Source organism: Pseudofrankia sp. DC12, from assembly GCF_000966285.1.
Classification (GTDB): domain Bacteria; phylum Actinomycetota; class Actinomycetes; order Frankiales; family Frankiaceae; genus Pseudofrankia.
On record NZ_KQ031391.1, the window covers coordinates 3,023,931 to 3,050,353 of the forward strand.

Below are 26,423 nucleotides of genomic sequence, written 5' to 3' on the forward strand. Positions count from 1 at the left end.
TGCGTGGCCGCCCCGGTGAGAGCACGGGACGGCCACGGAGCCTTCGACCGGCCAAGGACCACAGGTCGTGGGTCAGCCGGCGCAGCCCAGCTGCACCTGGTCGCAGGTGACGCCCGCGCTGTCCTCGGTGGCGGAGCAGTTGTCGCTGGTGCAGTCGGCCGAGTCGAATCCGCCAGCCGGCAGGCCTGCGGTCACGATGCTCACGTCCAGGTCGAACTCGTCGTACCCGAGTTCGTCGGTCGCGGGCGGCGGCGCGGTGGTGAGGGTGGTCATGACGGGCTCCCATCGGGTGAGGGTGGTGCGGAGGTGGCGTGGTCCCAGGACAGGACCAGCGTGGAATGACGTTTGGCAATGACGTAGCCGTCGGGCAGGTCCTCGCCAGGGGTGTTCGCGGGCAGCACGGTCAGCCGTGGTCGGGCACCGCGCCGGCGGGCCTGGTCCCAGTCGCGGATCTCCTGCCCGAGCTGCTCGGCCAACTCGCCTCCGCGTGGGCCATGGCCGAAGGCACCGAGTTCGAACACCGTCGCGGGATCGTCCAGCGGCTTTAGCCGGGCACGGTAGGCCAGGCTGTCTCCCTCGACCAGGGCAGGCGTCAGAATCCGCCAGGACGGGTCGACCACGCCGCGCTCCACAGCGGCCTGGCTGCTGGTCATCTGGCAAGACCGCGGCGCGGCGAGCAGCCACAGGTCCTGGTCCGCCCACAGCTCGCGCCGACGCAACGTGACCCCGCTCCACACCTCGGCGCGCGGCTGGCCCAGCACCCCGGCCAGCCCGTCGGCGTCCAGGGGCCCGAGCTCGTCGAGCCAGAGGCCGACCCCGGACTCGTCGAGCGCGACCGACCGGCCGCGGTGCTCGCCGATGCCCTGCATCGGGACGAATCCGCACTGGATCTGACTGGTGCCCACCAGCCGGTCGCCGTCCCGGTCCAGCGCCCACGATCTGGTCAGGCCGCGCGTTCGCAGCGGCAGGACGACACGGCCGCTCGGTGTCAGCTGCCGCACCCACTCCGGGGTGACGTCCCATACACCGACCGTCGCGATGATCAGATCGAACGGCGCGTACTCCGAGGCTCCGAACTCGCCGTCCCGACACAGCGTTCGCACATCGTGGTAGCCGGCGAGGTCGAGGCAGGTACGGGCCCGGTCGACGACCTCCGGGTCGATGTCGAGCGTCGTGACCTCACCCGCGGGGCCGACCAGCTCCCGCAGGAGCGCCGAGTTGTATCCCCCGCTGCCGATCTCCAGGACACGTTTCCCGGCGAGATCACCCGCCTGCGCCAGCATCCCCGAGATGACACCCGGCGCCGACACCGCGCTGAGGTTCACCCCCTCGACGCTGGTCTTCGTCACGATCGACTCGTTCGCGTACGCCTGCTCCAACGAGGTCTCCGGCGTGAACAGATGGCGAGGTGTCCTGAGCAACGCCGCCCGCAGTGCCTCCGGCATCGGAAGACCAATCGCTTCCAACCCGGGCTCCAGACGCGCGACCATCGCCACGCGCAGCCGCTCCGCGTCCGAATCCGCGACCTTCCCGGTGGACAGCACCATGTCGCTAGAGGCCCTTTCTGTTGACAAGCCATAGGTGGCTCGGGAGCCGACCAGCCCGATCGTTGGCGGTTCGCAGGCCTGCGGCCGGAGGGCGACAAGACCGCCCGGCGTCCCTGTCCGCCGGCTGCTGCGGACAGGCAGACAACCCACGGCCACGCAGGTCAGATCCTTACTGGGGAACGGGTTGGTGAGCTGCGTTCTGGTCCGTGAGGGAGTCCGCCGGACGGGGCCAGGACAGGAGGATCCGACTGTGGATCTTGTCGATGACGCGGCCCGCCGCCGGTAGCTCGGCGTCCGGAGCTCCGGCCGGGACGACGACGTAGCTGGGTCCCGGGCCGCCACGGTGGTCCCGGTCCCAGACCCGCAATTGCTCGGCGACGGTCACGGCGAGACCCGCGGCGCTTGACCCGTGGGCGTAGACGTCGAGGGTGAAGTCGTCACCGTCGAGACGGCGGGGCACGACGTAGGCGGCGCTGCCAGCTTGGACGACCGCGAACCCGATAGTTCGGCCGGGCAACGGCCGAGCCGCAGACTCGTTCCGCTCGCTATCGATGGTCATTCGGCAGAACCCCGGCAGCGCTGTGGCCAGCCACATCTGCATCGTCGCCCACGGCTCACCCATCCGAAGCCCCGCGCCGCTGTCGACCACCAGCGGCTCGGTGTCGAGCAGGTCGACCAGCCCCGCCGGGTCGGCCGGCGCCCCCTCGTCGAAGAGCAGCGTCACCACTCCCCCAGCCAGAGACACCTCGACGCCTTGATGCGCGCCTGCGCCCTGCATCGGGACGAACCCGAACTGCTTCGCCGAGTCGGAGACCAACCGGTCGCCGGCCTTCTCGAACGCCACGGTCCGCATCAGGCCCATGACCTGCAAAGGCACGACCAGCCGCCCGCCCTCGACTAGCTGATCCCGCCACGCCGGCGGAATGTCCCAGGCTCCGACCGTGACCAGCACCCGGTCGAAGGGAGCGAACTCCGGTACACCGGCCTCGGCGTCAGCGAGCACCACGTGGACGTCCGGATAGCCGGCCTGCACCAGGAACCGCGCGGCCCGGCCGGTCACGAACTCGTCGATGTCGACCGTCACGACCCGCCCCGCCCGCCCGACCACCTCGGCCAGATAGGCGGCGTTCATCCCGCCGGAGCCCACTTCGAGGACGGTCATGCCCGGCTCGATCCGGGCCTCTTCCAACATGTGCGCCTGCGCATGTGGTGCTGACAGGGAGCTCAACGACCGGCCACCCGGGTCCCGCTTGGTCACCAGCCCGTTCCACGGGTGATAGACCGCGCTCAGCTCGGCCTCCGGCGCGAACACCTCCCTCGGCACCCGCCGCATCGCGGCCTCGACAGTCGGCGACACGATCGTCCCGTCGGCCACAAGATCGTCGACAACCTTGTTACGAAGACGAGCTGCCTGCTCATCCGTACCGGCGCTGTCAGTCACGGGGCGTCCCTTGCGCGTGATCGCTTGTCGCCTGGGCACGGCGTCTCTCGCCTGACGGCAGCTGGTCGTACTCACCGCGCTTGACTGCGGCGAGGAAGTCCGCCCACGCACCTGAGGAGACCGTGGTCGGGCAGCTGAGAGTGCCGCGCAGGACAACCGCCACGCCTGGACGGCACCAGGCCGCCTCGACGGCGTCGACCACCTTCGCGTCAGTGACGGAGGGGCGCCGCCATGCGGTCGCGACAGCGGACTCCGATCGATATGGCGCCGGCACGACGGACCTCCTTCTCGGGCGGGGCGGGCGTTCGCGTTGGTTACGCGGCCACTTTCAGGAGGATGCCGGTTACTCCGTGCGTCCGAGTAGAGGGCGGGTGTCCGCCCGCGTCCGGACGTTTCCACGCGTCCGTCCGGACACCCACTCCCGTTGCGGGACATGTAGGCGACAACGGGCGGCGCCGTCGGGTACTAGCCTTCGCGTCATGACCACGGAAGTCCGCGGGCCCAGCGAATGGATCATTCACGGGGAGCGGGTGGTCGATGACACCCGTCGCGCGGTGCTCAGCATCGCCGACGTCGAGCTACCCGACGGGGTGCGCTTCGAGCAGTACGTGCTGCGCCTTCCGCGCGCCGCGGTCGTCGTCGTACTGGACGACGACGAGCGGGTCCTGATGATGTGGCGCCACCGCTTCATCCTCGACAAATGGGTGTGGGAGCTGCCCGGCGGCTACCTCGACCCCGACGAGGACCCCGCCGCGTGCGCCGCCCGCGAGGTCGAGGAAGAGACCGGATGGCGCCCCCGGAACATGCGCGAGCTCGTCTCGTTCCAGCCGGCCGTGGGCACGATCGACCAGCAGAACCTCGTCTTCCTCGCCCGCGGCGCCGACCCCACTGGCCAGGCCCCCGACATCAACGAGACTGCGAAGGTCGGCTGGGTCCCGCTCTCCGAGGCATACAGCCGCGTCGTCCAAGGCGAGATCGTCGGCGCCGGGTCCGTATCCGGAGTCCTCGCGACGCTGCTCGCGAAAGCCAACGGCGAGTTCTAACCCGCCGCCTGGACGGGGGCCAGCCGGTCGGTGAAAGCGTCGACAGCCGGGAGGCCCGCGTGTGGGGCGAGCCGTCCGGCAAGATCCCGCAGATAGTCCTCTGAACGAGCCGACCTCAGCCCCTCCGCTGCGGAGGCCGCCTCGATGCCGACCGTCGCCGCCTGCTCGACCTCACCGGCCTGGGCGTGCGCACGGGCAAGCAACGCGAGGTTGAACTGCCGCCCCCGGACGTATCGGCCGTCCATCTCCAACGAGCGTTCGGCAAACCGCTGCGCCAGGTCGCCCCGACCCAGCGCGGCGAAGCAGTGCCCGAACCGGGCCGACAGATACGCCTCGTCGAAATACCCGATCCACTTCGGATCGGCTGTCCGATCGGCCCGGTCTAGGGCATGCTCGGCGCGGTCCAGAGCGACGGCACACATCCGCTCCTCACCCTGCAGCGCCAGACCATGCGCCTCCAAGACGGCAGCCTCCGCCGCGATCGCGACCACCCCGGCATCCGCCGCAGTCCGCGCTGCCGCTCGGGCCAGGTCCACCGCCTCCTCCGCGGCACCGAGATACGACGCCTGATGACTCATCGCCGCGATGATCTCCGCGCCGAGCGGAAGGTCCGCCGCCGCCAACGCCAGACGCAACGCCTGAACCAGATACCGCTGGCCCAGCCCGTGCAGGCCCGCGTCGTACGACGTCCACCCAGCCAGCTGCGTCAGCTCCGCCGCCGCCGACAACAACGCCGACCCCACCGGCTCGTCGAATCGGCCGTCCCGCAGAAGCGGCGCGACCTCGGCGTCGAGGAACCGCGCGACCAGCTCCCGCACGTACCCACCGCCGTACTGGTTGTCCAGTTCCCGGAACAGCCCCGTCGCCCGGTGAACGATCTCGACGTCCGGCGGCCCGACCGGCCGGCGGCCCGTGCCCCGGGGCCGCTCGTCGAACGGCGCCGTCAACCAGCGCATCACCGGCTTCGCATACGCCCCAGCATCAAACCCCGACCCACGGGCCCGAGCCCGCTGCTCCACGTCCCGCCGGAACAGCGTCGCCGCCGCATCGACGGCTGCCGTCCAGTCCGCCGGGAACTCCAACCCGCCAGCAGACGACCGCACCGCCACGTCGGCGCGAGCACTGGCGGACGCCAGCGCTACCAGCTCGCCACCAGCGTCGAGCGCGTCGTCGATGTGCTGCACCGTCTTGGTACTCGGCTGGTCCTTCCCACTCTCAAACGCCTGCAGCTGGGTCTTACTCGTGAAGGCCCGCACAGCCAACGTCCGCAACGACAAACCCCGCGACTCCCGCAGCTCACGCATCCTCGACCCGAAACGCGGGTCCGCGAGACCGGGCACCGGAGACTCACCTCACCTGGCCATGAACGCGCGGCAGTTTGCACAAGAGTAGTCGCACTGTCACGCTCCGACCGACCCGTCTGTGCTGTCGCGGTCAGGTGCCCGATAGCCACCCCATGCGGCTACCAGTCGGTCGCCGTTCGGTGGAGTGGCCACGTCCCGACCTGCCACCCTGATAGCGGTGATCCTTACGACGGGCGGCGTGCCGGGTCACTGTGGGGTGTCGCATCAGCTGGTCACAGGCCAGTACGCAGGCGCAGATCTCGCGCGCACCCTCATCGCCACATCGGGCGGCAAAGTCACCTCGCGAGCCTCGCGGTCTGGAGCATTGCTGCCTCGGCTACCTGAAGGAAACACGGCTGCGCGAGGACGGGCTGGCGCCGCCCCAGCCTGATACGCCGGAGCCGGTGATCACCGGTGTTCGCTGCCCGATCTTCAACCTGGTCATCTTCTACGAGGGGCGGCAGGGCCATGGCCAGACGCGACCTCTAGCCTGCCCGCCCGGGCGTCACGTCCGTAACGAAGCCGGAAGATCACGACGTGGCTTGGCGGTCGCCGCCGGCCGTCGAGCATTGGGTCGTATGGGCGGTTCGTTCCACGCATCAGGGGGCGGCGCGGTGCGGCTGGGGCGGTGTGCGACGTTGGCGCGACTCGGGGCCGATAGGGTCGTTTGGTGATTACTGGGGATCTGCGGAGCAAGATCGACCGGGTCTGGGACGCGTTCTGGTCCGGCGGGATCTCGAACCCGCTGGAGGTCATCGAGCAGATCACCTACCTGATGTTCCTGCGGCGGCTCGACGACATCCAGGCCGCCAAGGAGAGCAAGGCCCTGGTGACCGACCAGCCGATCGAGAGCCCGATCTACACACCGAGGACGCAGCACCTGCGCTGGTCGAGGTTCAAGGACCTGGGCGACGGGGAGACGATGCTCGCGCTGGTCCGAGACGAGGTGTTCCCCTGGCTGCGGGACCTCGGCGGCGAGGGGTCGACCTACTCGCACCACATGCGCGGCGCCCGGTTCACGATCCCCACGGCGAACCTGCTGACCAAGGTCGTCGACATGCTCGACGGCATCCTGGACGACGAGGAACTCGTCGGGCACGACACCAAGGGTGACCTGTACGAATACATGCTCGGCAAGATCGCCACAGCCGGGCAGAACGGCCAGTTCCGGACGCCGCGGCACATCATCCAGCTGATGGTCGAGATGACCGCCCCCGGGCCGGGCGACACCATCTGTGACCCGGCCTGCGGCACGGCCGGCTTCCTGGTCGCGAGCGCCGCCTACCTGGAGCACACCTACGGCAACCACCTGCTGGACCCGAAAGTCCGTGAGCACTTCGACCACCGGATGTTCCACGGCTTCGACTTCGACAACACGATGCTGCGGATCGGCAGCATGAACATGCTGCTACACGAGGTCGAGGCGCCCGACATCCGCTACCGCGACTCCCTCGCCCAGTCCGCGGCGGGCGACGCCGGGCGGTACTCGCTAATCCTCGCCAACCCGCCCTTCGCCGGCAGCCTCGACTACGAGACGACGGCCAAGGATCTGCTCGCGATCGTCAAGACCAAGCAGACCGAACTGCTGTTCCTGGCCCTGTTCCTGCGGCTGCTCAAACCCGGCGGCCGGGCGGCGGTCATCGTTCCCGAGGGCGTGCTGTTCGGCTCGCGGAAAGCGCATAAGGAGCTGCGGAAGCTCCTCGTCGAGAGCCACAAGCTCGACGCCGTGGTCAAGCTGCCCGGCGGCGTGTTCAAGCCTTACGCCGGGGTCTCGACCGCGATCCTGTTCTTTACCCGCACCGACAGCGGCGGAACGGACGACGTCTGGTTCTACGAGGTCACCGCCGACGGCTGGAGCCTCGACGACAAGCGCACGCCGCTCCTGCCGGAGGAGAAGCTCGGCCCGGTGCCGCTGGCCGCGCTCGACGAAGCCGAGCACGCGAAGAACAACCTGCCCGACGTCCTGCGCCGCTGGAACGCCCGCCTCGGCTCCGAGCGCCGCCGCGCCCGCACCGAGCAAAGCTTCTGCGTCCCCAAGGCCGACATTGCCGCCAACGGCTACGACCTCAGCCTCAACCGCTACAAGGAGATCGTCCACGCCGAGGCCAAACACCGCTCCCCACTGGAGATCCTCGAAGACCTGCAACGCATAGAATCCGAGATCCAGCAGGGCATATCGGAATTGAAGGGTCTCCTGGCGTGACTGGCTCCAAGCTCGGCGACATAGCGACCTTTGTGCGTGGGATAACTTTCAAACCCACGGACGTCGTGGAACCGGGTACCCCGGGGGCCGTCCAGTGTATGCGTACCAAGAACGTACAGGCGGAACTGGACCTAAGCGACGTGTGGGCGGTCGACTCCGTTCACGTGAAGCGTGATAACCAGTTCCTGCGCGGCGGCGACATCCTCGTCTCGAGCGCCAACAGCTGGAATCTGGTTGGCAAGTGCTGCTGGGTACCCGAGTTGACCGACAGGACCACCTTCGGTGGATTCATTTCAACTCTGCGCGCGGATGCCTCCAAAGTGCACCCGCGATACCTCTACCACTGGTTCGGGTCCAGCGATATCCAGGCCACAGTGCGCAGTTTTGGCCGGCAAACCACCAACATCTCGAACCTCGACGTCCAACGTTGCCTTGACCTCGTCCTACCCCTTCCCCCGCTCGACGAGCAGGCGCGTATCGCAGACCTTCTCGACAAGGTAAACGCCCTGTGGACGCGGCGGCGGGAGGCGATCGGGCGGCTCGACGAGCTTTCCCAGTCGATCTTCATCGACATGTTTGGTGACGTCGTAGTCAATGACCGTGGCTGGTCAAATGCTGAAGTCTCGGACGTTGTCAAACGCTTTGAAGGCGGCAAGAGTTTCGTGGCCGACGACGCCGCAGACCCGGATGCAGAATTCCGGGTACTCAAGATCAGTGCGGTCACTTCAGGGCTTTTCAACCCCGACGAGAACAAGGCGGCACCTCCTGGATATGTCCCACCAAGGCACCATTTTGTCCGCACTGGCGACCTGTTGTTTAGTCGCGCCAACACGGCGGAACTAGTGGGTGCCACCGCGCTCGTGGAGGGCGACGTTCCCGACAACCTCCTGCTACCCGACAAGCTCTGGCGGTTTGTCTGGCGCTCACCACGAGCAGCCAACCCTGCCTTTGTTCACCAGATGTTTCGTCAGCCGAGGTTCCGCTTTGAAATCGGCAGCAGGGCCACCGGTACCAGTGCATCCATGAAGAACATCTCACAGCCGAAGGTTCTCTCGATTGGTTTCGGTCTTCCTCCGCTCGAATTACAGGACGAGTTCGCCCAGCGCGTCGCCGCGGTCCAAGACATTCGGCGCTCGAACCAGAGCAGCCTCGCGAGCTTGGAAGCTCTCTTTACGTCGCTTCAGTACCGGGCGTTCCGGGGGGAGTTGTAGGATAGCGCTTCGTTAGCGCTTGGCGGGCGGTCGCGCGGGGGTGGTCGTGGGCAACTTCGGGTTCCTGCTGCATGAGTGGCCTGACCTGCATGAGGAGGCCGGGCTCGCCGAGCGGAACGCCCGGGTAGATGCGCGGACGTCCTGCTTCTACGCGCGCCGGTGCCTGGAGTTGGCGGTGCGCTGGGTCTACGAGGTGGACGCCTCGCTGCCCGTGCCGCAGAAGAACGACATGCTCAACAACCTGACGGCGAAGCCCGCCCTGGTGGCGCTGGTCGGCAGGACGCTCAAGGGCAAGATGGATGTGATCCGCAAGAAGGGCAACGCAGCCGTCCACCAGAAGACGCCGGTCGACGAGAAGGACGCCGTCGCCGTCCTGGGCGAACTCTTCCACGTCCTGTATTGGGTTGCCCGTACCTACGCCAGCGACCCCGCCGGCCTGCCCGCGGCCGGCCTCGCGTTCAGCCCGGCCGCGATTCCGCCGCCGCTGGACGTCCGCAAGCTGACGATGGCCGAGCTGAAGAAGCAGGAGGCCGCGTTCGCCGAGAAGCAGGCGGCGCTGGCGGAGCAACTGGCCCAGCAGCGCCAGCTGCACGCCGACCTGAAGGCCCGGTACGACGAGCTGCGCGCGAAGTACGAGGCCGTCAAGGCCGCCAACGCTACCCTCCCGGACACACACGACTACAACGAGGCCGAGACCCGCGAGCTGATCATCGATCTGCTCCTGAAGGAGGCCGGCTGGTCGCTGGACCAGCAGCGCGACCGGGAGTTCCCCGTCACTGGCATGCCGGTCTCCGGCGGGAACGCCAGTGGCACCGGCAAGGTCGACTACGTGCTCTGGGGCGACGACGGCAGGCCGCTCGCCCTCGTCGAGGCGAAGCGCGCGTCGACGGACCCGAGGAAGGGGCAGCACCAGGCGAAGCTCTACGCGGACTGCCTGGAGCAGAAGTTCGGCCAGCGCCCGGTGATCTTCTACACGAATGGCTACCAGACCTGGCTGTGGGACGACCACCCGGGCACCGGCTACGCTCCCCGCGAGGTCCAGGGCTTTTACACCAAGGACGAGCTGCGCCTGCTCATCAACCGGCGTTCGATGCGCAAGGCGCTCGCCGGCATCACGATCAACGACAAGATCGTCAACCGAAGCTACCAGTCACGGGCGATCCGCCGCATCGGCGACGCCTTCGAGCAGGAGAAGCGCCGAGGTGCCCTGCTGGTCATGGCCACCGGTTCCGGTAAGACGCGCACCGTCGTCGCCCTCGCCGATCTGCTGGCCCGGGCGGACTGGGTGAAGCGGGTGCTGTTCCTCGCCGACCGCCAGGCCCTCGTTAAGCAGGCGACGAACGCCTTCAAGGAGCACCTCCCCGGCCTGACCACGGTCAACCTGCTGGAGGAGAAGAACGTCGAGGGCCGGGTGTTCGTCAGCACCTACCCGACGATGATGAACCTGATCAACGAGACGGCGCCCGACGGGCGGCGCCGGTTCGGCCCGGGCTACTACGACCTGGTCGTCGTCGACGAGGCGCACCGGTCGATCTTCCAGAAGTACCGCGCGATCTTCGACTACTTCGACGCCTACCTCGTCGGCCTTACCGCGACCCCGCGCGGAGAGATCCACCGCAACACCTACGAGCTGTTCGGCCTCGCCAACGGTGAGCCGACCGACGTCTACGACCTCGACGACGCCGTCAAGGACGGCTACCTCGTCCCGGCGCGCGCCGTCGACGTGCCGCTGAAGTTCCAGCGCGGTGGCATCCGATACGCGGACCTCTCCGGCGAGGAAAAGGAGCAGTGGGACGCCGCCGAATGGAACGAGGACGGCTCCATCCCGGACGAGGTCAGCGCCGACGAGCTCAACACGTTCCTGTTCAACAAGGACACGGTCGACAAGGCCCTCAAGGTCCTGATGACCAGGGGCCTGCGGGTCGCGGCCGGCGACCGGCTCGGCAAGACAATCATCTTCGCGAAGAACCAGGCGCACGCGCACTTCATCGTCGACCGCTTCGACGCGAACTATCCCGAGCACCAGGGCGAGTTCGCCCGCGTGATCACCCACGAGACGTCCTACGCCCAAGATCTGATCGACAAGTTCTCCGACCCGGCGAAGTCGCCGCACATCGCCGTCTCGGTCGACATGCTCGACACGGGCATCGACGTGCCCGAGGTCGTCAACCTGGTCTTCTTCAAGCTCATCCACTCGAAGATCAAGTTCACCCAGATGCTCGGCCGGGGCACCCGACTGTGCGCCGACCTGTTCGGCCCGGGCCGGGACAAGAGCGAGTTCCTCGTCTTCGACCTGTGCCAGAACGTCGACTACTTCAACCAGAACCTGCCCGTCGTCGAGCAGGCGCCCCCGCCGTCGCTGGGCCAGCGCATCTTCCAGCGCCGCGCCGACCTACTCTTGCGCCTGGACGAGAAGCTCGGGCAGGCGTCAGCCGGATCGGCGACACCCGGCGGCCCGGTCATCACCGAGGCGGACCTGCGGGCGGATCTCGCGCGCCGGCTGCGCGAGCAGGTGGCCGGGATGAACCCCGAGAACTTCCTCGTCCGCCCACACCGCGAACAGGTCGAGCGCTACTCACAGCCCAACCGATGGAAGCACGTCACCCCGGCGGTCCAAGCCGACCTGGACAAGCTCGCCGGCCTGCCCAGCGCCTACGAGGACGACCCCGCCGGCGAGGAGGCCAGGCGTCTCGACCTGCTGATCCTGCGCCTCCAGCTCGCCTGCCTGGGTGCCGAGAGCGGGTTCGCGACCCTGCGGGCCCGCGTCCAGGAGATCGCGGCCGCGCTGCTCGCCCAGACCACGATCCCCGCCGTCAAGGCCCAGGTCGACCTGCTCGACGACCTGACCACCGACGCCTGGTGGCAGGACGTGACCCCACCGATGCTAGAGAACGTCCGCCAACGCCTGCGCACCCTCGTCCGGCTGATCGAGAAGTCCAAGCAGAAGGTCGTCTACACCGACTTCGAGGACGAGCTCGGCGAAATCAGCGAAGGAAAGCTCACCTGGATCCCCTTCGGCTCGGACTTCGAGTCACGGATCCGCACCTACCTACGCAGCCACGAGAGTCAGCTCGCCGTCCAGAAGCTGCGTCGCGGCCTCCAGATCACGACCGTCGACCTCGCCGAGCTCGTGCACGTCTTCCTGGAGATCGGCCTCGGCACCGAGAACGACCTAGAGCAGGCGACGGCACGTCACCACGGCCTCGGACTGTTCCTACGCTCACTCACTGGCCTGGACCGCGAGTCCGCCGCGAGAGCGTTCGACGAGTTCCAGGCGGGCCGCACCCTGACCGCCAACCAGCTGCACTTCCTCGACAGACTGATCGACGTGCTCGCCGCCCGCGGCCTCCTGGACGTCGGCCAGCTCTACAACCCGCCCTTGCGGAGCCTCGCCCCCCGCGGCCCCGACAAACTCTTCTCGCTCCCCGAGATCGCCACCGTCAAGACCATCCTGGCCCAGATCCGCGCCACCGCCATCCCCCAGATCGGCTAGGCGCGTCCCAGCGTCAGATGGCGGGCATGAAGCGGCGAAAGGGTCCTGCGGGCGAGTGAGGCAGGCCGATTAGGTGGGTGCCGGACACCGGCTCGGTGCTCGCTAGATGGCTGCCGAGTATGGAGGTCAGGCTGGCGGCGACAGCAGCCGTGTCGGCGGCCGAGCCGTGGAAGGTGGGCACGGAACAGCCCCGGGTGGGGACGAGCTCGTCGTGTGGGGATAGGTCCTTCCAGAAGGTGTGGAAGGCTTCGAGCGCGCCGTCGGCGGTGATCTCCTCGCCAGAGCGCTGGTCAATCGCGTTCGGCCCCGACGGATACGCCCGGTCACTGACGGTCAGCAACCCGAGGGTGCTGGTTCCCGCGTCCGTCGCGACTTGGGCGAACGGCGGGCGACCTGGTGTCGAGGCCAGGCCGTCAAGGAGCTGGCCGATGGCGCGGGAGATGGTGGCATCGATGACAACGTCGGCGGCGAGGATCGTGGCGAGGACACTCGGGATGGCGCCGACGTGCGCTTCGACCTCAAGGTCGTCGCGGATCGCGGCGAGGCGCTTCCGCAGTGCTTCCACCTTCGCGGTGCCGATGTCTTCCTCGGTGAAGTCCTGCCGCACTAGCAGACCTCCGGTGACGGTGCCGGGGTCGCAGAGAATGAGGCGTTTGGCGCCGGCACGGGCGATGAACTCGGCGATCCAGGACCCGAGGCCGCCGCACCCCCAGACGTGGATCGTCTTGCCTTGATAGGCGTTAGCGGGACGGCTGGCGTCGCGTCGGGTTGTGACGCTGTCCCGTTCGTCGGACACGGTGCACCACTCCACGGGTGTCTGGCGGTCGATCTCGCCCACCCCAATGTTGATCATAGGGGTGGTGCGCTGACGGACGAGCCTGCGGAGTTCGTCGGCCACCGCGGGGGGGACCCGGCCCGCGAGGAGGTGCGGAGGGCCGCCGGTGGGGTGCGGGATCGCAAGGATGAACGTCTGCGACGTGCGCTCCGGGTTTCGGACGGCGGCAGCCGCGAGCGCCGTCAGGAAAGGCGCCGACTGGGCCTGGGGCCGCCGCGCAGTGAAGGCCCCAAGCGAGACGGCAGTGTCGAGCAGTTCCAGAAGGTCGCGCAGCCGGCTCCCCGCTCCGAGAGGCAGGGGATCTGCCACCTGGAAGACCACGGTCCGGTGTCGCCCGGCGTGATCGTCGTCGTAGCGGAGGTCCTGCCGGTGCGGAGAACGCACGGCGAGGTAGGCGGGTTGCGCCTTGGCCGGCGTTCCGGATTGCCGGATGACGATGGTCGGGGTGCCGGGTGTGCGGTGGAGGACTCCGCCGACTGCGTGGAAGAGGGCTGCTTCGGGACTGAACCGTGCGGCTGCCGCGTCCGCGAGCCAGTCGTGCAGCCGGTCGATCGCGCTGGCGAATCCGCGCTGAGGGTTCCATTCCCGCGCAGAGTCGAGGTAGATGCACAGTCGTCGTCCTTGCAGCACGTGCGGGTAGCCCAGGAATCGACCATGATCGACTTCGACAACCGGCGGTGACAGCAGGGTGACGCCGATCCCCAGAATGAACTCCTCCTGCTCGCGCAGGGGAAGACCATCCGGGGCACGGGGCAGGTCGCCGGTTCGTAGACGGATGCGGGTCTGGACGAACCCGCTGTCAGCCAGCCGTGGGCGGTCGAGCATTTGGAACTCGTTTGGGAGGCCGGCAGCGACCGCGCGCAGTTCACGGATGGCTGACTCCTGCCAGTCCGTGAACTCTGCGCGTCTCCGTCTCGTCACCGGTCGTGCGCCTCGCTACCCGGCTCGGCCCGAGCGGCCGGACGAGGAGATGCCGGGGGGCTCGGCTCCGCCGGTGATCCGGCCCGCGGCCCCGGCGGTGCCGAACTTGCTGCTGGCCGACGAGGTCTGCGCGGCCTGGAACTTGTCCCCGAAGAGGTCCTGCCACTTCTTGACGCTCTTCTCTTCGTCGGTCTCGTGGTAGGCCTCGCGGATCTCAGCTGCGTGGGCGTGGATGCGGGTGCGGAAGTAGGAGTAGGTCGTCTCGTCCCATCGATGGTCGAAGGTGACGACCGGGTTCGACGGGTCGGCGATGGACGGCTTGGTGTGATGGACCTGCAGCCACACGTCCAGATCGCTGACCAGGTTCAGCAGGGCGGTGGGTAGGTCCTGGTAGTAGCCGGGGTCGCCGATCTTCTTCCAGGCGGCGACCTGCGTTCCGAGGAGGGTCGTGATGAGGATGGACTTGGTGCCGGTGAAGGAGTTCTTGTGGTCGCGCAGGAACTTCAGAAGACGGATCACCTTGCGCAGATTGCCGTCGGCGATCTTGTCCTTGTCCTTCATCCACGTGGTGAAGCCGTCCGGGTTGGTTGTCTCGAACTGGTTGAGATCCCGGTTGACGATCACCTGACGGCCGTCGGCGAGGATCACGTACGGGACGATGTCGACGTGCATCTCGTTGTCCGCGTACTCGACGTAAACGCAGCGGCACTTTCGGCTGTGTGGCATGGCGCCGTAGCGCCAGTGATGGTGGATGACCTTCCAGACAGCGTTGCTGTACTCCTGCACGTTGTCTGACCAGTCAGGTACCTCGTTCATCTGAAGGAGGAAGTCGGCGTCGAACGGCTTGCCGTTCTGCGGACTGATGATCGTCTTCTGGGCCCAGGAGCCTTGCGGGATCTTCTTGACGAGGCGCGGGCCGAGCTCGGGATCCGCCTCGAGGGCCGTGTAGATGGCATCGACGCGGCCGGCGAGCACATCGAGGTTGAACTGGCTGAGGTTGACCGTGTTCTTCAAGAAGTTGTTGAAGTAGTCGGTGTGCTTCACGGAACGTTCCCTGGAGTGGTCGTGGGCGAGACGGGGACCGGCGGCTGCGATCCGGCCGTGGGACGTGTGGGAGAGGTCGGAGTGCTGGCCCGTCAGGTGTTGACCTCGACGGCGCGCACGTAGGTGTCGTTCTGCCGCTCGTATACCTCGACGGGTGGCTGGGCGCCGCGCATGAAGGCGCGCCCCATCTCGATGGCGGCGCTCAGCGGTGTGGCAGCGACGAGATGCCATCGTGTGGCACGGGGGCACGTCGTCTCGACTTCGGCGAGCAGGCTTCGCCAGCAGTCGGCGAAGTTGCGCAGCGTGTCCGGGTGTGAGACGAGACCAGGGCCGAAGAGATCGCCCTCTGGTCGGATCTCGAAGTACGGCAGCTCCTGCAGCGGCTCCGGGAGCTTGGACCTCTGGACCTCGGCCGTCAGCGAGGCAGCGAGGACGACCTCTCCGGCCGCGGTGGAGTCGATGGCGGCGCGTGGGGTGAAGCCGTGGATCTCGGCGGTCTCGTCCCAGCGCCAGCCTTGATCTCCGTCCCGATGCTTCTGGTACAGGCGGGTATCGGTCTTGTCGTCGAGCCGGGAACCCAGGTACACGAGCAACGGGATCGGGGCGATCGCGAAGATCGACAGATGGTCGACGCCGCCGCTCGCGACTGCTTGCTCGACAAGTGCCAAGGTGTGGTCGATCGCCTCCTGGGCGGCGAGCCAGTAGGAGGAGCGGCTCGGGTCACCGGCCATGTGGCAGGCGAAGTCCCCCTGCCACCGGCCGTCCGCGAGGCCGAGATAGCCGGCGGCCAGGAGCGCGTCGGCTGCCTGCCGCTGCGAGGCGAAGGCGGTAGCCCCTCGTACGAGACCACCGACCCGGACCGGCGCGGTACGGCGCAGCCCGCCGCTCGTCGCGGCTACCCGCACACGGTCCTCATGCCGCGTCTTCAGGTCACGGAGGCGGTCGGTCGTGAAGTACGGAGCGTGATCCTCATTGTCGATCAGACGGTGGCAGCTGTGACACAGCAGAAGGAGGTTCTCCTCCGCCTCCCGCTCAATGAGGTCCTCTGCGAGCCCGCGGGGCGAGCCGGGAGTGGCCGTGGCGCCGACGTTGTGCGCGAGTTCGCCGACCAAGACCGTGTGGAGGAAGGTGCGGGCCGCGCCGAGCAGGCTGGCGGAGCACATGACGCAGCACCCGCCGGCTCGCGCCCAGACAGCGATTCGCACCGAAGACTTGATGTTCCCCCGTGCGACCGCCGTGTCCCGGACCCGCTTCGATGCCATAGATCGGACGCTATCCGGCGGATCCGACAGAACCGGCTCGCCGCACGATGTACCAGGTGCATGGCCGCGCTGCCGGAGCACCCGGCCGCGGCCAGTCCACCGGTCTCGACTGGCTTCCCCGGACCGGGTGGCGGCTGCGCGGCGCGGGGTGCCGACACGCCGGTCTACAGGTCGAGCAGCGAGATCGTGCGCCTGTTCGCGGCGACGGCCCGGTTGTATGCGGCGGCCAGATTGTTACGGGTGACGGTCTTCTCGAAGCGGTGTCGACGGCCGACGCACACCAACTTGTAACGCCTCCCCTCGGGGTCGAAGCCGCTTTCGCTGACCTCCCAGACCCGGCCTTTCCAATCGCTGGGACGCGGCGCGGGCGCCCCGACGGGGCTGTCCGTCCCGCGCATTCCACCGTGAAGCTGGCCCTCGGGCGTGACTCCCCAGGCCGAGGTCACCGAGACCCCGCGCGGCGGGCCGTACACGAGCACCCCAGGCGGGATCGTCACGGCGCCGGCAGCGGCGGCCTGGCGGGCCTTCACCGCGACTGCACGGATAAGGCGCTCGCCCTCGCTGGTGTGTCGACCGCCTGCTCGTCACCGTGATCCACCGCCGGTGGAAAACCCAGATGAAGGCGCTCGCCCAGCTGCTCGGCGCACCCGCCGGCGCCGTCGGCGACGCGATCCATGAGATGACCCCCGTCATCGAGGGCCTCAACCAGCGCATCCGACCCGCGCCGATCCGCTCCGACCAGCCAGGACTTGACAGATCTGATCGACCGCAGCAACGTCAAGAAGGGAACTTGAATCGGCGGCTCCCTGGGGCTGTCGACCGGGCTGGGGCAGGTCATCGACGTGGTTGCGCGCGCCGCGCCGAGGTCGCGGCACCTCGGTTCTTCGACCAGGCCATGACCCTTTCGGCATTGCGCGCCAGTTCGGTGATCTGAGATCCTTCGTGTCATGGGGGACGGATCAGTTAGCCGGCCGGCTGATACGCCGAGCGGCGCTGCGAAGCGTGGTCTGGGACTCAGTGACGAGTCTGACCATGATGTCGAGCTCTCGAGCAACGACCGCGAGTTGCTCCTAGACGAGCTGGCCTCGCTGTATTCGAGCGGGTCGGCTGGGGACCGGTTGCTGCGGAGCTTGGGTGTCGCACCGCATGAGGTGAGTGGCTTCGTTCCTAGGTCATCGGCGACGGACGCATGGTCGGAAATACTGGTCACTCTCGAACACGGCAAGATCGCGGCGCCGCGCCGCCACCTGATCGTCGCCGGCCTGCGGGACTTCCCGGCCAACCCCAGGCTCCTCGCTCTCGCGGGGCGGTATGGCATTGTTCCGGATTGGACAGGCGAAGTCGTCGGTGACCTGTCGGCGCCGGGGGAGACCCAGGACATAAGCATCGAGGTGTCTCCGAGGTCCGCGTTGGGTGGCGGGCAGGCTTGGTCTTTCGGCCGCCCTGTGCTGCGGGTGCCCGCCCTAGGCCCGATCGGGATAGCGCACTTGACGCAGGCACTGTCGTCGCTCCCCCGCTCCGTTGATCCGCCCTCGCGGCACGACGAGGCAGGGTTGGCCACGCTGCGAGCACGGGTCACCCGACTACCATCGAGCGACGCCAGATTGTGGGTCCTGGCCGCTATCGACGCGTTGGCGGATGCTCTCGCCGCCACGGTGTTACTCCGTCGCTGCCTCGCCGGCCGAACGCTTTATCACGAGGATTACAGCAGAGCGCTCTTTGAGGCCCTGCCCGCTCTCGATACTGCGCCCGCACACCCGGCCGGGCCCCACGACGACATTGACTATGTGACCCAGTCTGTACTCTTCCGGCCGGACCACGCGCCCGACCATCACCGCGCGTTGGTCACTTTCGCGCTGTCGCTCTGCCTGAACGCCGGGGTGGACATAGAGGTCGACCTGACGACGTGGGCGGTCGAGCTGGTTGGTGAGCCTTCGTTCAACGTGCTGGTGCGCGCGCTGCGTGAGCGTCGTACGCGCCAGGAATACAGGTTGATCCTCAGCGTGGACGCCCCCCTGGCCGGCGACTGGCCGGAAACCTTGTCCGCGTGGCTCGTGGCCGAGGAGGAAGTCAAAGGATGGTCGGCCGATCGTCGTCGTCCGGCTCGCGTTCGTGCCGAGGTATTCACCTGCGCAACGCAGGATCAGGTCGGTTTCGATCGGGTCGTCCGAGACGCGGTCCTCTGGAGCCGTGGCGTCGTCGGTGATTATGTAGGCCAGATCGATCTGGCGGCACCGGCCTGGCTGCTCGCGACCCTGAAGCCCGAGACGATTGTCGTTGCGCAGCGGCTCGGCGTCCGCTACCGCATGGTAGCCCGGTGGAACGATCTTCTTCACCCGCCGACCGACCCGGACGTCGACGACCCGCTATGGACCGTCATGCGGCAGAACGAGGATATGATCTCTCTGGACAGTGCATGTCCAGTCTCCTGGCTGCGTGAGGAAGAGGCGGCAGACCTCGACTACCTGCTCGCGCGGCTGCAGACGGGATCGCTCGGCGCGGCCTGCGGCCTGCGGTTCTGTCTCGACAACCAACCCGAAGTCCTAGATCTCCTACTGAGGTTCGTCCCGATTCTCGTATGGCCTGAGGCAGACGAGACGTACGTTGCATGGCATGAGATCGACGCGCTAGTAAGCAAGGTGCTGCTCCTCCTGCCCGAGGCACTGAACGACGCTTACCGGCGTCGTTGGCAGACGCCAGCCGATAAGCGACCGCCGCTGCTCTCCGAGCTGCGCGCCGTCTGGAATAACGCAGACTGGCTCGCGTTCTGCGAGAAGTACCGCCTCGGCCTCGTGAGTGCCTGAATGACACACCCGGAAAATCCTGGAGATCACGACGCTGTCGACCAGACGTTACGCGGTCCGTTGTCGCGCGCCGGCCATAACGGGTACGCACAGGAGGCGCATGTCGAAGATTCTGCGGAGCTCGACGCCTTCGCGTCCGCCTTTCGTTCTGTTCGTACGCTCTGGGAGCGTCTGAATGTCCTGGTCGACACCGGTCCGACGATGGCCGTCTGGGACGACATTGTCGATGAACTGATCGAGATCTGTCAGCAATCCGGCGCGTTTCGGAGCGTCCAGTACTGGCGGCTGTCCCCCGCGCACAATCGTCCGCTGGCGGCCGTACCTACGGGCGGACAGGCCGGCCCGGTCGATCTGGAGCTGAGCACGCCCCAATCCGTCACCCTGGTGATCTCCGACTGGATCGGACCGCTGTGGTCCAATACCGAGATGTCGAACCTGCTCAGGCAGTTGGGCGAGACGGGCTCGGGTGTACTGTTCAATCCTCTGCCGGCCCGGCTGTGGCGGCGGAGCACGCTGCCGGCGCGGATGGTGCGTCTTGTGGGAGCCGACACCGTGACTGGCCGAGCCTTGGTCCCCGTCGCGGACGGCGTTGGCAAAGACGGGGTACCAATGCCGCTCGTCGGATTCGGAGCGGCGAAGTTGCGTGCCTGGGCCGCAGTGATGAATGGCGTTGATGACGCTTCCTGCGCGGGAGTCATGCTGCCCCGCGGCGGTGGGGTCGGCCGGCCTCCGACCGGAGTTCGGCCGTATCAAGCAGACGCGGAGACTCTCGTGGGCTCCTTCCGTCTCACGGCCTCCCGGGCAGCTCGACGACTGTCCGTGCTCATCTCGGGGCAGGATCAGGTGCCGCTATCCACGCTGCGCCGCGTCCACCGTGACCTGGTTCCCGAGGCGCGGGTCAGCGACCTTGCTGAGGTTATCGTCAGCGACCTCGTGGAACTCGACAATGTCGGCGGCCCGCCGATCCTGCGGTTCAGACCCGGTGTCCGCGAGGTGCTCGCAGCATCAATGTCTGCAGCGGACGGCTGGGTCCTACGGGTCGCGCTCGGCCAGCGCCCGGAACGCCGCCTCGTTGCGACCGAAGACCTTGACGCGGACAAGCTGCCGCAGCCGCCGGCCGCGGAGCCGGCGCCGGCCCCGCAGGCCGCGGGGGGTGACGAGGAAGAGGCTGACGGCGAGTTCGACGCCGCCGTCGAGGCGGAGGCCAACGAGCCCGACACGGAGCCGGAAGCTGGCCCAACTCCCTCGACCGTCGACCGGATGTCGGACGACAGCGTCCGCGAGTACCTCTCGCAGATCGGCCGCGTCCGGCTGCTGACGGCGGAGGAGGAGGTCGACCTCGCCAAGCGGGTCGAGGCCGGCCTGTCCGCCGCCGAGAAGCTCGCCGCGGACGCCGCCGGGCTGGTGGGCGACCTTCGCCGGGAGCTGGTGTGGGTCGAGCGTGACGGTGAGGTCGCCAAGAGTCGCCTCGTCGAGGCGAACCTGCGGCTGGTCGTCTCGATCGCCCGTCGTTATGTCGGTCGGGGGATGTTGTTCCTGGATCTGATCCAGGAGGGGAACGTGGGTCTGATCCGGGCGGTGGAGAAGTTCGACTACACCAGGGGTTACAAGTTCTCGACGTATGCGACGTGGTGGATTCGGCAGGCGATCACGCGGGCGATCGCGGATCAGGCGCGGACGATCCGTATTCCGGTCCACATGGTCGAGACGATCAACAAGCTGATCCGGATCCAGCGGCAGCTGCTCCAGAATCTGGGTCGTGAGCCGACGCCGGAGGAGATCGCGAAGGAGATGGACCTGACTCCGGACAAGGTCCGGGAGATCCAGAAGGTGGCCCAGGAGCCGGTCTCGCTGGAGACGCCGATCGGTGAGGAGGAGGACTCCCACCACGGAGATTTCAGCGAGGACTCGGACGCGGTCGTTCCGGTGGACGCGGCGAGTTTCCTGTTGTTGCAGGAGCAGTTGGACTCGGTGCTGCCCACGTTGTCGGATCGGGAGAAGAAGGTCATCCAGCTGCGGTTCGGGTTGACGGATGGGCATCCGCGGACGTTGGAGGAGGTTGGTCGGGAGTTCGGGGTGACGCGGGAGCGGATTCGCCAGATCGAGTCGAAGACGCTCTCGAAGCTGCGCCACCCGTCGCGAATCCAGAAGCTACGCGACTACGTCGAGTAAGCGGCGGCACGGGGCCTGGCGATGGGGGTGCGCTGCGTGAGACCGGCAGTCCAGGCGTCGTGTAGGGGCCACGTGCTCTGTCGCTCGCACCAGCGCGCGGCACGGCAAGCGCAGGTTGGCGAACCCGCGACGACCGATCTCGTCAATCTTCTTGACATCCGATTAGGGGTGCGAAGCAGACCGGCCCGCGGTCGCCTGGCTAGCCACGCGCCCCATCCCCGGCCGGACACCGGTGCCGACCGAGGCGTAAACCCCGCGCCCGCCACGTCCCCGGGGACATGGGTGGCCCGCCCGCCGACGACGCGCGCTCCGGGGCGCGGCCCGAATTCGGGCCGCGCCCTGGCCCGCGTCCCCACCATGCACCCCCGCACCCGGGCGATCCCGCCGGGGGCCCGTCCCGTAGACGGCTCTTCGCACCGATGAGATCGCCAGAGCGCTGCGCGGATCAGGCGGCGTGGGTGCCGCGGATGCTGGCAAGGTCGAGTTCGATGCGGCGTCCGTGGACGGTGACGACGATGCTGGCCGCGTCGGCGCCCGTAGCGGTGAGGTAGTCGTACAGGGTCGAGAGGAGCATGTCCTCGCGGCTTTCGAGGCGGGAGACGGCGGCCTGGCCGACCCCGAGCTTCTTGGCGACCTCGGTCTGGGTCATCTGCGCGGCCTTGCGGATCATCGCAAGGTTCATGGCGTAGACCCGGTCCATCTCCTCCGCCGCCGCGTGCGCCTCGGCGACGTCACCGGCGAGCTGCGGATCAGACAACAGCTGGTCCAGGCGGTCGTTCCCACGGACGAACTTCGACGGCGGCTGCGTGGCGTCCTCGGTCATGGCTTCTCCTCAAAGGATGTCTCGCGCTTCCACTGGTCGATCATCGGATCAGCCCGGGTAGCGACCCCGTCGTAGAAAACGTCTCCCAACTTGGCCTTGTCAGCGGCGAACAACGTCACGACGACCGTGCCGGCCCCCGGAGGAAACCAGCAGATCAACCGGACCGCCACCTGCGGGTCATAGGCATGCGAAACCCGCCACAAGGGGTAGCGACGCGACTGGCGCACCCAGCGCAGGGTCGCCGTCTCACGGTCACGGGCAGGAGGGTCGGTCAGGTTGCGCAACTGGTCGAGGGCACGAGCGGTGTACGCCAGGAGCCGACGTGAACGTTCGTCCCCAGCGCGCGCCTCGTCCTCCAGGCGATCGAGCCACCGCCCGAAGTCCTCGGGCCAGTCGATGTCCACCACAACAGCATTACATCAAGGGGATATTCCATGCAAGGCATACGCCGGTCGAGGGCTTGTCCACATGCGGTCGATCTGGACTCAGGCCGTACCGATGTCGACGCGGCTCAGCCCAACTGATCACCGAGCGACAAGATCATTGCGGGCGTGACGTGGGCGTGGACACCCGGGGGCAGGACGCGCGCCGAAAAATCGTGGAAAACTGGAAATCGGACACTCGCCGACACCATTTGGCACCGCGCGACACCTATTTCCTTCGCTTTAACCGACGAGTTCATGGTTCGTGTCCATGGTGGCCCGGCTGGTTCCCTCCCGGTCCTACCCAAGCACCCCGCGCGGTCCGAGGGTGAGAGCGACGCGAGAAGAGCACGTTGGACAAGCGGCGCCGGCCGGCCGTCACTAGGCCTATCACCGGGCCGATCCGGTGTCCGCCGATGATCTAGATGCCTGGCTCCATAGACTCACCCGCGGCCGGTTCGCCATATGAACCGCGGTCCAGCTGTGGCTCGCACGGCCGGCCCCGCTGTCGGTGCCGATGACGCACGCGATGCCAGTAGCGCTGTCCAGGCGCGCACCGCCTGCCCCAGGCTCGGATACCGGTCACGTGCCCGATCATAGGAAGATCCCGCCGGTGTGCGTGATGACCGAGGTTCGATCCAAGGCCGCCCGGCTTCGACCGATGGCCGAGAAAAGGCATCGTCAGGGACACATGAATGTGAACACGCGACATCACGCAGCGATACGAAACACCCGCCACGCGATGTCCTTGGAAACAAGAATGTTGCCAGCTAGACGCATACGATTGACCTGACCGCCTCGGCGGCGCCGGACGCGACGCTCTCCTCCGCGACTCGCCCCTCCGATGGGCCCCGAACCGGTCACCCACCCATCCCCGTTCTCTGCCAGCGACTGCCCCCACTAGGGAAGACAGCGGGAGCGTTCTAATGGAAATCCAGACCGAAAAGCGTTGCGGCTGCCGCGACCCCGAGACCAAGAAGCAGCTCGGCAAGCAGTGTCCGAGGCTCAAGGGCAAGAAGCCCCACGGCAAGTGGTCCTGGCGGCTGCAGGTCCCCGAGGAACTCGTCCCCCTCGTCGGCAGGACTCAGCTGCGCGGCTCGGGCTTCGCCACGAAGGACGCCGCCGAGAAGGATGCCGAGGACCAGATCGCGAGGGTCCGCGCGGGCCAGCAGCACGTCGGCACGCTGACCGTGGGCGAGTACCTCGACCAGTGGCTGGAGTCGAAGCGCAGGCTTCGCCCCACCGTGCGACGCGGGTACCAGACCCACATCGAGGTCCATCTGAAGCCATGGCTCGGCAAGGTGCCACTGTCGGGCCTGCGAGCGGATCACATCGACAAGGCTTTCCGCCAGATCGAGGCGGCCGGCTCCAGGAAGCCGCGACCAACCGGCCCGGCAACGATCGAACGCGTCCGAGACACCCTGCGCAACGCCCTGAACGACGCCGTGGACCGACGCCTGATCCCGTTCAACCCGGTGAAGGGCGTCGAGCTGCCCGAGTACAGCCGGGCCGAGGTGGAGCCCTGGGAAGCGCACGAGGTAGGCGTGTTCCTGGATGAGGCATCGACGGACCGACTCGCCGCGATGTGGGAGCTGATCGGGTTGCACGGCGTGCGTCGCGGCGAGGCGTGCGGCTCCACCTGGCCCGGACTCGACGCCGAGATGTCGGTTCTGACGATCACCCAGCAGATCACCGAGTTCGGCAACCAGTACGGCGTCTGGCCGCCGAAGACACGGTCAGGCAAGCGGAAGATCGATCTCGATCCGATGACGCTCGGGTCCCTGCTGGCACACCAGCTGAACCAGGAAGCCGAGCGTCAAAAGCTCGGCGAGTCGTGGGACAACGGGACGATCCCAGATCAGCACGGCATGCCGGTCAAGCTGTCGGGACTCATGTTCACCCGGCCGGACGGACGGCATCTGGCTCCGCGGTACGTCTCCCAGCGGATGCAGGCGATCGCCCGTCGAGCAGGACTACTCGCCACCGTCCGGCTTACCTCACCAGCCAAGGCTGACCATGTCGTCGTCGGCGCACTCCAGCGCGACCGTGACCCGATCGGTGACTGGACCCTCTACGTCGACCGTGAGCCTGCAGTGACGGTCACCGTGACGGCGGTGACTCGGCTGCGGGGCAACCGGTCACGACTGGAGCTCGCCAATCCGCTCACCGTCGAGGTTCCCGTTGGCGCCGAGCTCGGCCGCGGCCTGCTCTCGCGCCGACGGCTGCACGACCTCCGACACGCCTCGGCGTCGATCCAGCTTCAAGAAGGCATCGACCTGGCGCTCGTCTCGAAGCGCCTCGGCCACTCCTCGCCCGCGATCACCGGGGCGCTGTACGCCCACCTGCTGCGCCCGGCCGGCCGCCGTGCCGCCCTCGCGGTGGCGAACGCCGTGCCGCGTTCCACGCGGGGAGCCACGCCCACATCACGCCCACAATGATCTTCGGGGGCAAAACCGGGCCTGGCCGAAACGCAAACCTGCAGGTCACGAGCGGAGGGCGTGGGATTCGAACCCACGATGAGGTTGCCCCCATAGCAGTTTTCAAGACTGCCGCCATCGGCCACTAGGCGAGCCCTCCCGAACCGGCCGTCCGGCTGGGCCGGTGGCTGGTCGTCACCAGTATCCCAGCCGCCGCGGCGGTTCGTCCCCGAGGCCTCACGCTGGTCGCCGCGGTGCGCTCGGCCCAGCGCACCGCGGCGCGCGGCCGACCAGCGAACAGTTCGGACGGAGCGCCGAACGTCAGGCAGACGCCGGTGTCGTCTCGGCGGGGGCGACGTTGACGACCTGGGAGAACGCGGCCTCGGGGCTGAGGTCGTCGAGGGAGAGCTGACGGGCGGGCGGGATGGAGATCACGACCCGGGAGGTGACGGTCAGGTCGGCCGCGACGTGCACCAGCTCGCCGGAGACCATGAGGCGCCAGGCCGGGTCCTCGTCCATCCGCTCGCTTTCCACGGCGACGGCCGGGCGGTCGGCGAGGTCGAGGGATCGGGCCCGGATCTCGCTGAACGGGCTCGCGTGGTCGAGGTGGCGGTTGTTCCGGCCGCCAGGCTCGCGGCTCAGCACATACAGCCGGTTCGTGTCGGGGTAGCGCAGCGCCCACAGCTCGTCGGCGGTCGCCAGGACCATGTTGATCGAGTAGAGCGGCAGGTTGGCCGCGATCCAGCGCGCGGCGGCGACGATGCCTGCACCGACGTCGCCACCCTGGGCTTCGATCTCCCGGTTGATCAGGGCGAAGTAGCGCTCCGAGTCGGTGTCGCCCTGGACGAGCGCACGGTGCTCGCCGAGGTGGTCGTCCAGGCGATCCAGCTCCTCGATGACGCCGTTGTGCGCGAACACCCGGCCGGCGTGCTGGAACGGGTGGGTGTTCGCGAGACTCACCTTCCCGGTGGACGCATGTCGCACATGGGCGATGAACGTCGACGAGACGACGGTGCGCGGCTGGTAGGCGAAGTCAGCGCCAGCCCGGCTCGAGATCGGCTGCTTCACGATCCGCGGCACCCGGTCCTCCCCGAACGTCGCAAGGCCCGCGCCGTCTGGCGTGCGGGCTGAGAGCGCGCGTTCGCTGTCAGGAGCGTCGAGCAGCCAGAACGTTGCTTCTATGGGCTGCGAGCCGCTGGTCAGCGCGAACATCTGGCACATCTAGCCTCCATGACGTCAGCCTCCCGATCAGCCGAGGTGACGGGGTCTGCCTTCCCGGACGTCGGCTGCGCGGCGCGACTGGCGGTCGTTGTGCCCCATGCGGGTTCGACCTACACAGCCACCCTGACCGGGTGAGGCCCGTCGGCTGGTGGTCCCAATCTCCTGATCGTGGGGGCTACCCGGATCGGGCGGCAAGCCTTTGACCCCGCGGAATCGGGGAC

Annotated in this window: 18 protein-coding genes, 1 tRNA gene and 1 pseudogene; 8 read left to right on the plus strand and 12 right to left on the minus strand. The window is 67.8% G+C overall.

From position 1 onward, the window contains the following. Positions 1-72 precede the first annotated feature (72 nt). From FRADC12_RS12005 to fxlM (FRADC12_RS12015), 3 genes are all read right to left on the minus strand, one after another. Complete coding sequence (locus FRADC12_RS12005) at positions 73-273, minus strand: hypothetical protein (RefSeq protein ID WP_045876706.1); 201 nt, start codon at positions 271-273, stop codon at positions 73-75. Then, positions 270-1,547 carry a methyltransferase, FxLD system gene (gene fxlM / locus FRADC12_RS12010; RefSeq protein ID WP_045876707.1) on the minus strand — a complete coding sequence of 426 codons (1,278 nt, stop codon included), beginning with the start codon at positions 1,545-1,547 and terminating at the stop codon, positions 270-272. Before fxlM (FRADC12_RS12010) ends, FRADC12_RS12005 begins: the two co-directional genes overlap by 4 nt. A 169-nt stretch (positions 1,548-1,716) precedes the next feature. After that, entirely contained in the window at positions 1,717-2,988 is a 1,272-nt protein-coding gene (fxlM, locus tag FRADC12_RS12015) for a methyltransferase, FxLD system (protein WP_045876708.1), read from the minus strand. A gap of 479 nt (positions 2,989-3,467) precedes the next feature. Between fxlM (FRADC12_RS12015) and FRADC12_RS12020 the strand changes: the two genes are divergently transcribed. Further along, positions 3,468-4,031 carry an NUDIX hydrolase gene (locus FRADC12_RS12020; RefSeq protein ID WP_045876709.1) on the plus strand — a complete coding sequence of 188 codons (564 nt, stop codon included), beginning with the start codon at positions 3,468-3,470 and terminating at the stop codon, positions 4,029-4,031. On the opposite strand, the gene FRADC12_RS12025 is transcribed toward FRADC12_RS12020, so the two are convergent. Then, entirely contained in the window at positions 4,028-5,371 is a 1,344-nt protein-coding gene (locus FRADC12_RS12025; RefSeq protein WP_052710866.1) for a helix-turn-helix domain-containing protein, read from the minus strand. The two genes, FRADC12_RS12020 and FRADC12_RS12025, sit on opposite strands and share 4 nt — an antisense overlap. 673 nt (positions 5,372-6,044) lie before the next feature. Here FRADC12_RS12025 and FRADC12_RS12030 point away from each other — a divergent pair. Genes FRADC12_RS12030 through FRADC12_RS12040 form a run of 3 tightly spaced genes read left to right on the plus strand, consistent with a single transcriptional unit; the run spans position 6,045 to position 12,281 of the window. Next, on the plus strand, positions 6,045-7,577 hold the full coding sequence (locus FRADC12_RS12030; protein WP_045876710.1) for a type I restriction-modification system subunit M: 1,533 nt from the start codon (positions 6,045-6,047) through the stop codon (positions 7,575-7,577). Next, a complete protein-coding gene (locus FRADC12_RS12035; RefSeq protein ID WP_045876711.1) occupies positions 7,574-8,788 on the plus strand; it encodes a restriction endonuclease subunit S in 1,215 nt (404 codons plus the stop codon). The genes FRADC12_RS12030 and FRADC12_RS12035 overlap by 4 nt, the downstream gene beginning before the upstream one ends. Positions 8,789-8,834: 46 nt before the next feature. Further along, a complete protein-coding gene (locus FRADC12_RS12040) occupies positions 8,835-12,281 on the plus strand; it encodes a DEAD/DEAH box helicase family protein (protein WP_045879473.1) in 3,447 nt (1,148 codons plus the stop codon). A gap of 13 nt (positions 12,282-12,294) precedes the next feature. Here FRADC12_RS12040 and FRADC12_RS12045 read toward each other — a convergent pair whose 3' ends face one another. The 4 genes from FRADC12_RS12045 to FRADC12_RS12060 all read right to left on the minus strand — a co-directional run bounded on the left by FRADC12_RS12045 (position 12,295) and on the right by FRADC12_RS12060 (position 16,873). Then, positions 12,295-13,941, minus strand: coding sequence for a ThiF family adenylyltransferase (locus tag FRADC12_RS12045; RefSeq protein ID WP_157488822.1), 1,647 nt, complete (start codon positions 13,939-13,941; stop codon positions 12,295-12,297). Between the two features lie 111 nt (positions 13,942-14,052). Continuing rightward, entirely contained in the window at positions 14,053-15,081 is a 1,029-nt protein-coding gene (locus FRADC12_RS12050; protein WP_045876713.1) for an SMODS domain-containing nucleotidyltransferase, read from the minus strand. A gap of 92 nt (positions 15,082-15,173) precedes the next feature. Beyond that, entirely contained in the window at positions 15,174-16,244 is a 1,071-nt protein-coding gene (locus tag FRADC12_RS12055; RefSeq protein WP_198152873.1) for an SAVED domain-containing protein, read from the minus strand. 263 nt (positions 16,245-16,507) lie between these two features. Then, a complete protein-coding gene (locus tag FRADC12_RS12060) occupies positions 16,508-16,873 on the minus strand; it encodes a hypothetical protein (RefSeq protein ID WP_045876715.1) in 366 nt (121 codons plus the stop codon). A gap of 41 nt (positions 16,874-16,914) precedes the next feature. Here FRADC12_RS12060 and FRADC12_RS29620 point away from each other — a divergent pair. From FRADC12_RS29620 to rpoD, 3 genes and pseudogenes are all read left to right on the plus strand, one after another. Further along, positions 16,915-17,137 (plus strand): annotated as a pseudogene (locus FRADC12_RS29620) (ISAzo13 family transposase); the annotation flags it as partial. A 153-nt stretch (positions 17,138-17,290) separates the two neighbouring features. Further along, positions 17,291-19,147 carry a vWA-MoxR associated conflict system protein gene (locus tag FRADC12_RS12070; RefSeq protein WP_157488823.1) on the plus strand — a complete coding sequence of 619 codons (1,857 nt, stop codon included), beginning with the start codon at positions 17,291-17,293 and terminating at the stop codon, positions 19,145-19,147. Further along, positions 19,148-21,319 carry an RNA polymerase sigma factor RpoD gene (gene rpoD / locus FRADC12_RS34025; protein ID WP_283215123.1) on the plus strand — a complete coding sequence of 724 codons (2,172 nt, stop codon included), beginning with the start codon at positions 19,148-19,150 and terminating at the stop codon, positions 21,317-21,319. It begins immediately after the preceding gene. A 445-nt stretch (positions 21,320-21,764) separates the two neighbouring features. On the opposite strand, the gene FRADC12_RS12080 is transcribed toward rpoD, so the two are convergent. Then, positions 21,765-22,142: a helix-turn-helix domain-containing protein gene (locus FRADC12_RS12080; protein WP_045876718.1), complete on the minus strand. Its 378-nt coding sequence runs from the start codon at positions 22,140-22,142 to the stop codon at positions 21,765-21,767. After that, positions 22,139-22,546, minus strand: a complete 408-nt coding sequence (locus tag FRADC12_RS12085; protein WP_045879475.1) for a hypothetical protein — start codon at positions 22,544-22,546, stop codon at positions 22,139-22,141. Before FRADC12_RS12085 ends, FRADC12_RS12080 begins: the two co-directional genes overlap by 4 nt. 944 nt (positions 22,547-23,490) lie before the next feature. Between FRADC12_RS12085 and FRADC12_RS12090 the strand changes: the two genes are divergently transcribed. Beyond that, entirely contained in the window at positions 23,491-25,002 is a 1,512-nt protein-coding gene (locus tag FRADC12_RS12090) for a site-specific integrase (protein ID WP_045876719.1), read from the plus strand. Between the two features lie 52 nt (positions 25,003-25,054). Here FRADC12_RS12090 and FRADC12_RS12095 read toward each other — a convergent pair. Then, a tRNA-Ser gene (locus tag FRADC12_RS12095) sits at positions 25,055-25,141 on the minus strand. Between the two features lie 161 nt (positions 25,142-25,302). Then, complete coding sequence (locus tag FRADC12_RS12100; protein WP_045876720.1) at positions 25,303-26,202, minus strand: class II glutamine amidotransferase; 900 nt, start codon at positions 26,200-26,202, stop codon at positions 25,303-25,305. Positions 26,203-26,423 lie beyond the last annotated feature (221 nt).

Excerpts from the sequence above, each read along its gene's own strand:
- FRADC12_RS12045 (WP_157488822.1), bottom strand. The coding sequence starts at position 13,941 with ATGCTCGACCGCCCACGGCTGGCTGACAGCGGGTTCGTCCAGACCCGC.
- FRADC12_RS12070 (WP_157488823.1), top strand. The coding sequence starts at position 17,291 with ATGGGGGACGGATCAGTTAGCCGGCCGGCTGATACGCCGAGCGGCGCT.
- FRADC12_RS12005 (WP_045876706.1), bottom strand. The coding sequence starts at position 273 with ATGACCACCCTCACCACCGCGCCGCCGCCCGCGACCGACGAACTCGGG.
- FRADC12_RS12020 (WP_045876709.1), top strand. The coding sequence starts at position 3,468 with ATGACCACGGAAGTCCGCGGGCCCAGCGAATGGATCATTCACGGGGAG.
- rpoD (WP_283215123.1), top strand. The coding sequence starts at position 19,148 with ATGACACACCCGGAAAATCCTGGAGATCACGACGCTGTCGACCAGACG.
- FRADC12_RS12090 (WP_045876719.1), top strand. The coding sequence starts at position 23,491 with ATGGAAATCCAGACCGAAAAGCGTTGCGGCTGCCGCGACCCCGAGACC.
- FRADC12_RS12100 (WP_045876720.1), bottom strand. The coding sequence starts at position 26,202 with ATGTGCCAGATGTTCGCGCTGACCAGCGGCTCGCAGCCCATAGAAGCA.
- FRADC12_RS12055 (WP_198152873.1), bottom strand. The coding sequence starts at position 16,244 with ATGTGCTCCGCCAGCCTGCTCGGCGCGGCCCGCACCTTCCTCCACACG.
- FRADC12_RS12080 (WP_045876718.1), bottom strand. The coding sequence starts at position 22,142 with ATGACCGAGGACGCCACGCAGCCGCCGTCGAAGTTCGTCCGTGGGAAC.
- fxlM (WP_045876707.1), bottom strand. The coding sequence starts at position 1,547 with ATGGTGCTGTCCACCGGGAAGGTCGCGGATTCGGACGCGGAGCGGCTG.